This window comes from Prosthecobacter sp. (assembly GCF_044373815.1).
Lineage (GTDB): Bacteria > Verrucomicrobiota > Verrucomicrobiia > Verrucomicrobiales > Verrucomicrobiaceae > Prosthecobacter.
This window is the reverse complement of sequence record NZ_JBIPNG010000176.1, coordinates 1-11,995: the sequence shown is the minus strand read 5'-3', so window position 1 is coordinate 11,995 and position 11,995 is coordinate 1. Positions and strand designations below refer to the sequence as shown.

Annotated in this window: 14 protein-coding genes; 5 read left to right on the top strand and 9 right to left on the bottom strand. The window is 56.8% G+C overall.

Going from position 1 to position 11,995, the window contains the following annotated elements:
• Positions 1 to 80: 80 nt before the first annotated feature.
• The 8 genes from ACIREA_RS15370 to ACIREA_RS15335 all read right to left on the bottom strand — a co-directional run bounded on the left by ACIREA_RS15370 (position 81) and on the right by ACIREA_RS15335 (position 5,367).
• Complete coding sequence (locus ACIREA_RS15370) at positions 81 to 1,196, bottom strand: glutathionylspermidine synthase family protein (protein ID WP_397383168.1); 1,116 nt, start codon at positions 1,194 to 1,196, stop codon at positions 81 to 83.
• 7 nt (positions 1,197 to 1,203) lie between these two features.
• Positions 1,204 to 1,785 (bottom strand): hypothetical protein, encoded by a 582-nt coding sequence (locus ACIREA_RS15365; protein WP_397383167.1) that lies wholly within the window; start codon positions 1,783 to 1,785, stop codon positions 1,204 to 1,206.
• A gap of 16 nt (positions 1,786 to 1,801) precedes the next feature.
• Positions 1,802 to 2,044, bottom strand: a complete 243-nt coding sequence (locus ACIREA_RS15360; RefSeq protein WP_397383166.1) for a DUF350 domain-containing protein — start codon at positions 2,042 to 2,044, stop codon at positions 1,802 to 1,804.
• A gap of 347 nt (positions 2,045 to 2,391) precedes the next feature.
• Positions 2,392 to 2,691, bottom strand: a complete 300-nt coding sequence (locus ACIREA_RS15355; RefSeq protein ID WP_397383165.1) for a type II toxin-antitoxin system RelE/ParE family toxin — start codon at positions 2,689 to 2,691, stop codon at positions 2,392 to 2,394.
• Positions 2,688 to 2,915 (bottom strand): hypothetical protein, encoded by a 228-nt coding sequence (locus tag ACIREA_RS15350; protein WP_397383164.1) that lies wholly within the window; start codon positions 2,913 to 2,915, stop codon positions 2,688 to 2,690. Before ACIREA_RS15350 ends, ACIREA_RS15355 begins: the two co-directional genes overlap by 4 nt.
• 56 nt (positions 2,916 to 2,971) lie before the next feature.
• Positions 2,972 to 3,802 carry a tRNA pseudouridine(38-40) synthase TruA gene (truA, locus tag ACIREA_RS15345; RefSeq protein ID WP_397383163.1) on the bottom strand — a complete coding sequence of 277 codons (831 nt, stop codon included), beginning with the start codon at positions 3,800 to 3,802 and terminating at the stop codon, positions 2,972 to 2,974.
• Entirely contained in the window at positions 3,777 to 4,268 is a 492-nt protein-coding gene (ruvX, locus tag ACIREA_RS15340; RefSeq protein WP_397383162.1) for a Holliday junction resolvase RuvX, read from the bottom strand. The genes truA and ruvX overlap by 26 nt, the downstream gene beginning before the upstream one ends.
• Before the next feature lie 16 nt (positions 4,269 to 4,284).
• On the bottom strand, positions 4,285 to 5,367 hold the full coding sequence (locus ACIREA_RS15335; RefSeq protein WP_397383161.1) for a mannose-1-phosphate guanylyltransferase: 1,083 nt from the start codon (positions 5,365 to 5,367) through the stop codon (positions 4,285 to 4,287).
• Positions 5,368 to 5,463: 96 nt separating this feature from the next.
• Between ACIREA_RS15335 and ACIREA_RS15330 the strand changes: the two genes are divergently transcribed.
• Positions 5,464 to 5,790: a hypothetical protein gene (locus ACIREA_RS15330; RefSeq protein WP_397383160.1), complete on the top strand. Its 327-nt coding sequence runs from the start codon at positions 5,464 to 5,466 to the stop codon at positions 5,788 to 5,790.
• A 33-nt stretch (positions 5,791 to 5,823) separates the two neighbouring features.
• On the opposite strand, the gene ACIREA_RS15325 is transcribed toward ACIREA_RS15330, so the two are convergent.
• On the bottom strand, positions 5,824 to 6,153 hold the full coding sequence (locus ACIREA_RS15325) for a GIY-YIG nuclease family protein (protein WP_397383159.1): 330 nt from the start codon (positions 6,151 to 6,153) through the stop codon (positions 5,824 to 5,826).
• Between the two features lie 814 nt (positions 6,154 to 6,967).
• Between ACIREA_RS15325 and ACIREA_RS15320 the strand changes: the two genes are divergently transcribed.
• From ACIREA_RS15320 to ACIREA_RS15305, 4 genes are all read left to right on the top strand, one after another.
• Positions 6,968 to 8,584, top strand: coding sequence for a DUF5906 domain-containing protein (locus ACIREA_RS15320; RefSeq protein WP_397383158.1), 1,617 nt, complete (start codon positions 6,968 to 6,970; stop codon positions 8,582 to 8,584).
• Between the two features lie 704 nt (positions 8,585 to 9,288).
• A complete protein-coding gene (locus ACIREA_RS15315) occupies positions 9,289 to 10,557 on the top strand; it encodes a hypothetical protein (protein WP_397383157.1) in 1,269 nt (422 codons plus the stop codon).
• 339 nt (positions 10,558 to 10,896) lie between these two features.
• Positions 10,897 to 11,358, top strand: coding sequence for a hypothetical protein (locus tag ACIREA_RS15310; protein WP_397383156.1), 462 nt, complete (start codon positions 10,897 to 10,899; stop codon positions 11,356 to 11,358).
• Positions 11,359 to 11,524: 166 nt separating this feature from the next.
• On the top strand, positions 11,525 to 11,863 hold the full coding sequence (locus ACIREA_RS15305) for a hypothetical protein (protein WP_397383155.1): 339 nt from the start codon (positions 11,525 to 11,527) through the stop codon (positions 11,861 to 11,863).
• Positions 11,864 to 11,995: the final 132 nt, after the last annotated feature.

The following is an 11,995-nucleotide window of genomic DNA, read 5'->3' as shown; positions in this document are numbered from 1 at the left end:
AGATGAGGTGACGGGATTGCGGCAGGGAGGTTTTTTTGCCTGCGGTGCGTGCTTCGACCCTGAATATACGGGAGGCGAGTTTAGAAGCAGTGGGGGATGAAGCGGCTGGTGTTGGAGGTGATGAGGGAGGTGTCTTCGCGGATGCCGATGCCGGCGGGTTCACCGCCGATGATCCAGGAGCCGATGACGGGATGGTTGCCGGAGAAGGTGACTTCGGGGTGAAGCTCCTGGTAGACCTTGGGCTGGGCATGCCAGGGGCCGTCGCTACTTTCGAGCAGGCTGCCGTTTTGGATGAGGCGGACGTTGGTGCCTTCGCGGCTGAAGTAGGGCTTTTCGACGTGGTCGCGCATGCCGTCGGGCTTGAAGGAGGTGCGCAGGAGGTTGGGGTGGCCTTCGAACATTTCCCAGAGGAGGACGAGGAAGGCTTTGTTGCTCCAGAGCATTTTCCAGACGGGTTCCATGAAGCGCTGGCATCTGCCGGGGAGATGGCAGGAGAAGTCTTCGAGCCACATCCATTCCCAAGGGTAGAGCTTGAAGACAAATTCCAGCGGGCGGTCTTGATGGTCCACGAAGGTCTGCATGCCTTGGTTCCAGCCGAGATCTTCTACGGCGAGGTCGATGGTGGTTTTGCCGGACTGGCGGCAGGTGTCGATGAGGTAAAGCAGGGTGCGCCAGTCTTCTTCGGATTCGCGCTGGGCGCAGAAGTGGATCTGCTGCTGGGGCCACGCGGGCCAGGAGGCGAGCAGCTTTTCATGGATGGAGTTGAACTGGTCGGCGTGGGGACGGGTCTGCTGCAGCCACTGCCACTGCACGACTGAGGCCTCGAGCAGGCTGGTGGGGGTGTCGGCGTTGTATTCGAGCATTTTGGGCTCGCCGGAGCCGTCCCACATGAGATCGAAGCGACCGTAGAGGGAGAGGTCATCGCGGTCCCAGGAGTGAATGATCTCCTGCCAGGCCTGAGGGGAGATGGCGAGGCGGTCGCGCCAGTTGTCGCGGATGGCGCGTTCGGCGGCGGCGATGCTGATGCGCTGCAGTTCGGCGGTGGCCTGCTCCAGGCGGTCGATCTCGCGGCTGGTGAAGCGGTAGTGGGCGGATTCGTCCCAGTAGAGGTGGCCGTCGTTGGTGTGGAAGGTGAGGCCGAGGGCTTCGACCTGGGCCTGCCAGTCGGGGCGGGGTGTTTCGGTGATGCGTTGCACGGAAGTATCAGGAGCCGGAGAAAAAGCCGGAGAAGCCCCCGGTGTGGCCAAAGCCGCCACGGCTGATGAAGGCGGAGCGCGTCCTGCTGGCCTGGCTCTGGGGGACGCCGACATGGACGGGTGCGCCAGCGGGCTGGCGCGTGTAGTCGTTACGGGCGAGCGGAGCAGTGCTGGGGGTGGTGGCAGCACCGAGCGCCATGCCTAAACCCATGCCGAGGAGGCCGGGGCGATAATATGAGGAGGTGGACGTGTAGGCCTGAGTGCTGTGATAACGCGACCAGGTGCCGCAGCGATAATAGCCCCAGCGCTGATCGTAATGATCGTAGGGATAGGGAAACCAAGCAGAGCAGGGCTGATGGTAATAGCCGAGCTGAGGATCGTAAGCGTTGTGAGGAGGAATCTGGCCGGAGACGTTCTCGCCGGCCACAAAGGGGGGCAGGCTGGCGCGCAAGGCGGGGCTGAGAGCCTCCGGGGGCAGGATGGGAGTGTCGTGAACATTCACGGGCTCGGCTTCGGTCAGGCGATTGTAGCCGGTGACGCCCAGACCGACGCCAGCGAGCGTCAGGATGATGATGTTGCTGCGTTTCATGTGACGGAAGGGGGAGTTAGCTGCTCATGGCTGCTGCGAGGATCAGTGACACGCCGATGATCACGCTGCCGGCGAGGATGGCTGCGGCGATGTTCTTGTGCTCGAAAATTTCGGCGTGGAGATTGCCGGGGGTCAGCTTGTCGAAGAGCTTGTAGCCAGCGATGGCCATGAGGATGCCGGCGAAGCCAAAGACGATGAAGAGCTCCAGGCCGTGGGTGATTGAGTATTCTGCGAGGATGAGGGAAGGGAGCAGGGGCATTGGCTGAGAGAAGGGATGATGGGTGGTCGGCGGAGAGAGCGGTGGGTTTGAGCCTATGAAAGAGCCGCAGAGGGAGGAAAGATAAATTACAAGGCGGGTGGAATTTTGTTTGAGGGGAAGTGTAGGCGAGAAAACTTCGAGTTCGCGGCAGGTCGTGCGAAGAGCAGAAAGGGATCTGCGCTGCGGGGGATGGCACGATGGAGGCTGCGATGTTGAAGAGACGTGTTGAGGCATGGGTTCACGCGGAGTGCTGCGGACTGGAAGTCCGCGCGCCGGGACGCGTTGGCCTGCGACGTTCAATTCCACGATGACCAGTTCTTAACAGGGCATCATTCCAACGAATGGTTTCAGCGGCGTTTCATGCCGTAGGCGGGATGGCGTTTCTCATGTTTTACAACCGTGATTCGAACGCTGTCCTTCAAAATGCGGAACACAATGACGTGGGGAAAACGAGAGAGTCGAAGTCGGCGAAACGGTGCTCTGCCGAGATAGGAGGGAAAACGTTCCGGATGAGCCGCCATCGCCTGGATATGGTTCATCAATTCTTGGAAGAAGCGATCTGCGAGGAGCTCGCCGCCTACCTTGCGATAATAATCAAGAATCTCATTCACGTCGTCCTGTGCGGACGGGTGGTAGGACACAGTCATGCGACCTTGGGGAGACGGAGACCGGCGATGAATTCTTCGTGTGACATTTCGCGAACCAGTCCGGACTCGATTTCGGCATCGCGACGCATGGCTTCATCCAAGATGTCATCCGCATAGGACCTGTCATCGGGCAGGCTGTCAAAGATGCTGAGCAGGACTGCGGCTCTGTCTGCAACGGGCAGTTGCAGGGCGGCCTCAGTGACGGCAGAAATCGTGGCAGTCATGCCTAGAGATTAACCGAAAGCACAAGCAGAGGCAAGGCTGTCGTTTTCAACGAACTTCATGCGGGATACTCCACTTTGACCAGATACAAGCCGCAGGCGGGGGCGGTTTGGTTGCTTTGGGGGCCGGTGGAATCGGAGAGGAGGGAGGCGAACCATTCTTTGGGTTCGCGGCCGCGGGCGACGTGCATGAGGCTGCCGACGAGGAGGCGGACCATTTTGTAGAGGAAGCCGTCGCCGGAGAATTCGAGTTCGATGAAGTCGCCTGCTTCGCGGAGTTCGGCGCGGTGGATGGTGCGGGTGGTTTTTTCGAAGCGGAGGCGGCGCTCGGTTTCGGGCATGTCGCCGCGATTGGCGGAGAGGCGGACGAAGTTGTGGGTGCCGACGAGTTGTTCGCAGCACCAGCGGACGGCGTCGAGATCGAGGGGACCGTAGATGTGCCAGGCGCGGTCGGCCTCAAAGGGGGAGAGCATGCGCTGCCGCCAGATGCGGTAGCGGTAGGTTTTGCCGTGGGCGTCAAAGCGGGCGTGGAAGCTGGGGAGGCATTCCTCCACGTGCAGGATGCGGATGGTGAGGGGGAGGCAGGCGTTGACGGCATGGGCCCAGGACTCAGTGCTCATGCGCACGGTGTCAGGGATATCGCAGTGGGCGGTCTGGGCGAGGGCGTGCACGCCGGCGTCGGTGCGGCCGCTGCCATGCACGCGGGTGTCGATGCGGGTGGCTCGGCGGATGGCGGTGTGGAGTTCGTCTGTGACGGTGCGGCCGCCTTCCAAGCTCTGCCAGCCGCGCCATGGGGTGCCGCAGTAGGCGATGGTGAAGCGGAGGCGTTTGAATCCCGGCTCGGGGCCGCGATTTTTGCCGGCCTTACTTTCGACGTCGCTTCGGCTCATCGGTCCATGGGATTTCGTAGGAGGCGTCGGGCAGCAGGAAGCCTTCGGGGCCGCGCTGCTGGTTTAAGTATTCTTGAAGTATGACGACGGCGGCGAGCTGATCGACGATCTCGTTGCGCTCCTTTTTGCCGGTGATGCCGGCGCGGGACATGGAGGCTTCGGCTTCGACGGAGGAGAGGCGCTCATCGACGAACTCGATGGGCACCGAGTGCTGCAACTCCTTGCCGAGGCTGGTGGCGAATTTTTCGACGCGCTCTGCTGCGCTGCCTTTCTCGCCACTCATGCGGTAAGGCATGCCGATGACGATTTTGCCGATCCGTTTCTCCTGCACGATGCGGGCGAGGGTGCGCTCCGGCTCGTGATTGGCATCGATCGTTTTGAAGGGGCTGGCGACGATCTCGGTCTCGTCACTGAGAGCGAGACCGATGCGCACGGTGCCGTGATCAATGGCGAGGATGCGGGGCATGGAGCTGGATGCTGGATCAGCGCAATTCTTTGGGCAGACCGTCGACGATTTTCTTGATGTTCTCGGCCTTGTTGCGGGTGGCGACGAGGAGACCGTCTTTGGAAGCGACGACGATGAGATCCTGCACACCGATGAGCGCGACATGCTGGCCGGTCTGGGTGAAGACGATGTTGTTCAGGGAATCCTGCTGCGAGAGGGCGCAGTTGTGCTGGTTGCCATCGCTGTCGGTGTCGAGATAGCGGCCGACGCTGGTCCAGTTGCCGACGTCATCCCAGTCGAAGGTGGACTCGATGTTGAGCACGCGGGAGGCGCGCTCCATGAGAGCGTAGTCGATGGAGAGTTTTGGCAGTTTGCCGAACTGTTTATCCACGGTGGCGCTGAAGTCCTTGGAGCCGCGGAGTTCGGAGACGAAATCGGCGAGCACGGGGCAGTGGCGGCTGAGCTCGCTGAAAATGGCGGGGATGGTCCAGATGAACATGCCAGCATTCCAGAGGAAGGTGCCCTGGCTGATGAAGTGCTCGGCGAGATCGGGATTGGGCTTTTCACGGAAGCGGGCGACTTCCCAAACGGGGAGGTCATCGAGACCGCCGATGCTGGCGCGGCGGCCGCGCTCCACGTAGCCGTAGCTGGGGCAGGGCCAGGTGGGGGTGATGCCCACGGTGACGAGGCTGCCGCTATTTTCTGCGGCGAGGGCGGCGTTGGAAAGTACGCGCTGAAACTGGGCGTGATCTTTGATCAGGTGATCGGCAGGGAGCACGATCATGGTGGCGGTGGGGTCACGGGCGACGACCCAGCCGACGGCGAGGGCGATGGCAGGCGCGGTGTCGCGCTTCTCGGGTTCGGCGACGATGTTTTCCGCTGGCAGATCTGTTACCAGTGCACGCACGGAGGCTTCCTGCTGCTTGTTGGTGAGGATGAGGATGTTTTCCTTGGGCACGAAGCCGTCGAGGCGCTCGATGGTGAGTTCGAGCAGGGTTTTTTCGCCAAAAAGTTTGAGCAACTGTTTGGGCTGGGCATCGCGGCTGATGGGCCAGAAGCGCTGGCCGCTGCCGCCTGCGAGGATTAGAGCGTAACGATTTTTGGGTGCGGCTTGGGACATGAGCAGTGTTTTTTGTGGACGGTCTCACTTAAGCCGGAAAGCAGGACGCGGGCAAATTCCTCTTTGGTGATTCTCGCGGAGAGGTTATGTTTACTTATGAAAGAAAACCTCTCCGCTCCCGGCTACGAAACTTATGCCTCACTGATTGCTCCTGCCGCCGCTGGCTGTGCGCTGGGCATCCTGTTTGGCCGGGGAATGCGGCGTGGATCTTCGAATGTGATCGCGCTGACTCTGCTGGCCGCCAGTGCTGCTATCGCCGCACCGGTGATCACCGAGCTGGTGCAACGCACGGCCAACCGTCCGGGCAGTGAACGCGGCAGCCGCCGCAGGCTGGAAGGCATCCGCAATCACGGCATGCCGGATGGCGATGTGGGCGAGTTTTTTGCGGATACGCCGGAGCCGTTTGTGGCGAAGGGGCGGTGAGATTGGAGTGAGCCCGGCTTTTGGCTGGTGAGATTAACCGGCCTGTCCTTTTCTTTTAGAGCTTCCTTCTTCGCTGGAGCTACGAAGGATGAGTTCTTCACCGACTTGGTGAGGAGATGACTTGCGCAGTCGTTTGTTTGCAAATGCGATCCCTGAGGCGGTTTTGAGGTAGCGTTCGAAGGCGTGCGCCTGGAGTCGGTCGAAGAAGGCCAGGTAGGTTTCGAGGTGCCAGGGCCTGTACTGCGCGGTGTGGGGCGATTTGCCTGCGTTGTGCTCGGCGAGGCGCTGGCGAAGGTTTTCCGTGAAGCCTGTGCAGATTTGTGCAGGTGAGGACTGGCTACGGAGGAGGTAGACGTAGACCATGGTTCTTCATGTTGAGTGATGCGGAACGATGGAGGGAAGTCTCGCTTTGGGAGGGGATGCTTTTTGCAGGCGGTGGCCCATCCTTCGCTCTTCGAGCTACGGAGGGCATTTTTGCCTCCTTGGGGAGGCACGAAATGGCGGAGAGGGTGGGATTTGAACCCACGGTTGCCTTTCGACAACGTCTGATTTCGAGTCAGTCAAGTGAGTTGGATATAATATACTGGTAATCAGTGAACAAAACGCGACAGGAAAAACTAGGCGAGGCACAATAACGTGCCTCATAGCGAAGTGCTCTGGTCACACTATCTTCGTTCTCCCCATAGGCGTGAATTCTTAGGTTTCGGGTTTCCAGTCCGCCGACAGTGGCCTCTGGTGGCTCCCAACGCTAAAAACCTTGAACATGGTTTCGGGGACGGAGCGGACCCCGACATGGGCTTATCCAAGATTGCATCGACAACCTGCTTTTTTATCATCGATGCAAGAAACAGCGTTTTGATTCGTATCAGAACCGACACTTGAACTGCCTAACGAAGGTTCAAGCGAGGCCCGGGAACGGCACGATGGAGGACGACGAGCCTCCGCCCAACCCCGCTTCGTGGTATATCCGGTCATCGCTTTGGCGGTGATGGAGAAGCCATCCGGAAAGCGACCCTGACCAACGATTTAAGGCGGGGTCCATTCTGGCCGACATTCCAAGAGCATGTTCGGCTACTGAATGCAAGTCTGCGCTTCTACATCACTGCGCAACAGCACGCCCATGCTCCGATGCATGGGATTCCGGGTCATCGTGAACCAATTCATTTCACACTCATTTATGAACTCAGAATCATCCATTTCCCAATTATCCACGTCAAACGAACCTCCGTTACCCCAGATCTCCTCGAAGGTCACGCCAGCCCTTGCCAGCTCTCCATCCCGCACCGACGCGGGCGCAGAGGAAGCTGCACAACAATTGCCCGCATCCCCCTCAGCGTCTCCACTCGATTCTGCCTTCCCCGAACCGCCCGCCGCTCCTCTCTCGGACGGCTCGGACGACTTGCCGGCAGTTGATCCGGTTGAAGAAAGTCAGGGGCCTCTCCTCTTTATCGACGCTGATAAGGTAAAAACCAATTTGCCTGCCTTGGCCATGAAGTATGCCTCCGACGAAGGCATTGCCTACTGTGCCAAAACCTCGTCTTTTTATTCATACGAGCCAAGCCCAGCTGCGTGGGTTCCAAGGGATGAGGAATGGATGGTTTGGTCAGCAAGTAGCTTCCTCAAGCAGGTAGCAGACAAAAAAGACGCCATCATGTTGTTGCCGAAGCGGACTCCGTCGCTCGCCAAATCAATGTTGAAGTTCGTTAAAGGGTGTTCGCCGATGGGAACGCCGGTCACATCCATGCAGGAATGCGTGGCAGTTAAGAACGGGATTCTGCTCCTTTCCGGCACCGAGCCCGTCTTACGGCCCCGGGTTCCGCATGACTGGATTACTTCCTTCATCCCCGTCGATTATGATCCTGCCGCGACTTGCCCCCGGTTTCTCAACGAGGTGCTCAAGCCTGCTCTCAAAGATCCAAATGACATCTCGCTCCTTCAAAGAGACTCCGGCCGCACCCTCGTCCCTGGCAACAAGGCGCAGCGGTTCAGTATTGTCGTTGGTGGCGGTGGATCTGGGAAAAGCCTGGTCATTACGGTTTTCGAAGAACTGATCTGGAAAGGCCGCTTCGCCCACCTGCGGACAAATCATCTTTCAACGCGTTTTGAGACGCATGGGTTTCAGGGTAAAGATGTCCTCGTCGCGAAGGATGTGCCCTCCGACTTCCTTTCCAACAGCGGGGCTGCTATGATTAAGTCGTTGACCGGCGCAGACCACTTCCAAACCGAGAAAAAATACGGTGGCAAGTTCGAGATGCGCGGTGACTTCTACGTCAACGTCACGTCGAATACCCGCCTCCCTATTGCCATCCAAGACGACGAGCAGGCGTGGCGTCGGCGCATCCTGGTTTACGTCTTTGACCGGAAAGCACCGGACCGGGTTATCCCCAACTTTGCTGACATCTTGGTGGAGGAAGAGGGCGAGGGCATCCTCAACTGGTTGGCAGAAGGCTACATGGTTCATCGCGCTGAGCTTCAGGATAAAGGCGACTTCATCCTCACCGATGAACAGCGTCAGCGCATTGAGGATGTCATCCTTGAATCGAAGGGACACACCGAATTTGTCCGCACCAATGTCGTGGCCGGCGATGGTGACCTGACCTCGGATGAAATCTACCAGCGCTACGTCACGGAGTGCCGTGCACGTGGCTGGAAGCCCACCAGCCGGCAGAAGTTCCTCAAGGAGCTTCCTGACCTCATGGAGGAGTTCCACGACACTGGAAAGCGCCACGACATCATGCGCGCTGAAAGTGCCCGCAAGGGCTTTAAACGCGTCCAGTTCGCTGCCGCCGCCTAGACCCTGCTCCCCCACCCCTCGGGCGCTCACGACAATGCTGTGGGCGCTGCAAGCCACCTCGCCGCCATTCTCTCAGTCGAATGGCGGCGAGCGCGGTGCGCTGCGACTGCCCAGTCCGCCGACTTGTCGCCCTCAGTAGCGCCTCAACGATAATCCACCTTTTATGTGGGCAGCACCTCTTGGGCCATCTACAGGCCGTTCGATAGTCCGATGAGCACCGTTCGATGTAGGGTGCGTCGGCAAGCATACCGTGTTTTTCAGTCCGCCATCACTGCTTGGGACCTCGTCATGGACTACTACCCGCGTTGGATCAGGTTCAAGGCCGTCAGTCAGTGGCCTCAGCCCGCCGCCAAGGTCAAGGCTTGCACACTCTTCGAGAAACTCAAGCGGTCCGCTTCTCGATTGTCGGGCTCTATCCCTCAATATCCGTCCGCACATTACCCACCAAAAATAGTGGTGCGACCAAAGTATGGAATAAGCTGACCGGGGAAGTTATAACTAACTCCTCTTGACAAATGGCATAAGTGTGTAAAGCTCATCTGCGCGATTCAGAAATCCGAAAGACGGTTCTGGCACGCAAGTCAAAGCACGGGTAACTCCGGCTTCACATTGGCTACTCAGCTTTCCTCCAAAAAAGGGCTGATTCACTTTCTTGATAATCGCCCAGAGGCGATCCGACACAAGCACGGAAACACCGTCATCCAATGCTTATCAGTAAAGTTATGAAAATCGCAATGCCCGGTTCAAATTCAGCAGACGTTCCAACAGTCGCCACACAAAAATACCTTCATTCCGGCAGACCTGCTCTGTTAGATGAAATACGTAATGCTCCTCTCTCTCCGAAATCAATTCTTTCTCAATCCATCCCATCAAGCTCCGACAGCTGTGTTCCTCTCCCTGGTGCTCGCCTTGATGGAATAAAATCACTCGGCTCCAATTATATCCTCCGTGGTCCAAATACTCGTGGAGAGGCGGAGCCTGTTGCGCCGAAATTTGCGTCACTGGAGGATTTGAATTGGATCGATTGGGATGAGGTGCTCGAAAATAAGCGCCTGTTGAACCAAGGTCATCGGATCTTACTTGGGATTGCGGAGAAGAAAAAGGACTTCTTCCCTGAGGGCTTTGAGTGTGGAAACTACTTCGACAATCTGCTCCCAATCATCTGTGGGGGATACGCCAAAGCTGACAAAATCGTCTACTGCGGAAACAACAACCTCAAGGGCTACAAGGTTCCGTGTGACCAATGGACGCTGTGCTCCAAGTGTGCGTATGTGGAAGGCATTGATCCCTCAGAAGCGTTTGATGGAACCTTTGGGAAGGACAACTTCTACCATGTCACTCTCGGTTTCGATGATGATATTCCTTTCGACATTACCACCTCCGGAGATCCCAAGATTTATTGGAAGGCAAATGAAACGGCTTTACGGCATCTCTTGAACAATGATTTGATCCGTGGCGCCTATATCTCCCACGAGCTCAAAATCCGCAGCCTTGTTCCGCTTCAGGTCAATCCTCACTCGCATGCTATTGTCACTGCTAGCGCCTTTCCTCCTGAGCTGAATGACGCCCTGGGTGAAATGATCAGTGAAGTTGCCAGCGTTGGATTGATTCCGTCAATCGAAGTGAAGTTGATCGACTCCAAGGAATATCACAAAAAGTGCATCCGGTATTTGACCAAAGCCATCGAACTGAAGGAACCGTATGAAACCGCATGGCAGAAGCTGTGTGCACTAGATCGTTCACATGCCAAAGAAGTGAATTTGGCGATGCGCAACTTCTTGGATGCTTTCGGCGCCGCAGGTAGTGGGATCAACAAACGGGTTTACATGGGCAACCTCATGAGTCAGTCCAAGTCATTCATTGGCGTTCCTGCAAAAGGTCGTCCCAGCGTCATCAAGCGCGAGGAATACAAGGCATCAAAAGCAAAAGGGAAGCGCGGTAAAAGAAAAAAGGTCAAAGCCACAAGGCGTTAGATTAGTGCCTGTGCCGCGTCTGAGGTTGGTTCCGCTGTCTTCACCTTCGGATCCACTTTGGACGCGCCAGGGATGATTTGTGTGCAATCTAAGTGCATTCAAGAAGTTGCCCGCCAGAGATCGATTCTGTTATCCCGCCGCCCTAAGAAACTTGCGCTGCTATTGCAGCTTTTGCTTGTACATCCTTACCGGTGAGTTAACTTGATGTAATGAAACACGCGAACGCAATCTTCTTCAATTATATCTCCGGCTTTGACCGTGGAGTTGAAGGGCTGCTCACTCAAAAGGTGGGTGGATATTGCTCGCGTAGTTTCAGGATAAACGAGCCTGCAAGTGATTGTGGGTTCAGAACAAATGGGGTTTCCCCCGAACCAAATCGAAGTGAAGCTACAAAAGAAAATTGCATGGGTCCTAACTGACGGATTCCATCGGGCCAAAATCGTTGACGCCGGCCTGGTCAACAAAGGTAAAAATGGCAAGGATGAATGGGAACTGAGACTGATTTTTGAAATCACGTCGCTGTTACATCCCACGAAGACGTTCATGGCGAAAAGAAGCTATGGTGTCAAGGAATCAGATTATATCATCCGTGACTTGGAGGAGCTTCTACGGGCGGATGTGGACAAGGTCATTGACGTCACCGGTGAGATTATCGCTGATGCACTGGATCTCCTTGTTGGAATTGAGGTGGATCTGGAAATCGACCACATTCAAGGAAAGAACTACGCTGACCCCTATTGCCGTGTCGCTCAGATAAAGAAAGCCGGAGCGTTCACAGCATTAATAGGACACGCGGGATAAAGGATGAGAGCCCCATGCGGGATGCGAAAACCACATGGGGCTCGTCCCCTCGATCAAAATTGAATCGTCAGAGCACTCCACCGGCATTGCAGAACTGCAGCCATTTGATGCTCAGAACAGGAACCCAATGCCATAAGGAGAGGCATGTGGGAAGCGAACCAAGTGTATGAAAAATTCAGATAAGCAGACAACGAGACCCAATTTTAGAATCATCGGCGACTTCAACGGTTTAGGAGGGAGAATGGAGAAGCTGGATCATAAAGCCATCCTCAAAAGGGGGCGTGAAATGGTCGGCCAAGCAAAAGCACAAGACGCCACCCTTAAAATGAGAATGTCCTGCATCAGTTCAGTGACGGGCATGACAAAAATGGATTTGGCAACGTTCATCTTCATGGGGCTCATCCATGCTGATACCTCCTCACCCAACCCACTATTGAACGTTGAGGAAGTCCTTCATGTAGTAGAAATGGCCCTGAAGCTGAAAGAGGCAGGGGAAATCGGATAGATGAGCAACTCCAGAGCATCATCAAGCAGGTCATCGGAGCCCTCATGCGTATGGTCGCATGGGGGCTTCTTGCGTTGCGATTCCGGGATTCTTCAAGGAAATGGGAGTGCAACAATGAGTGCCCCCCTGTGT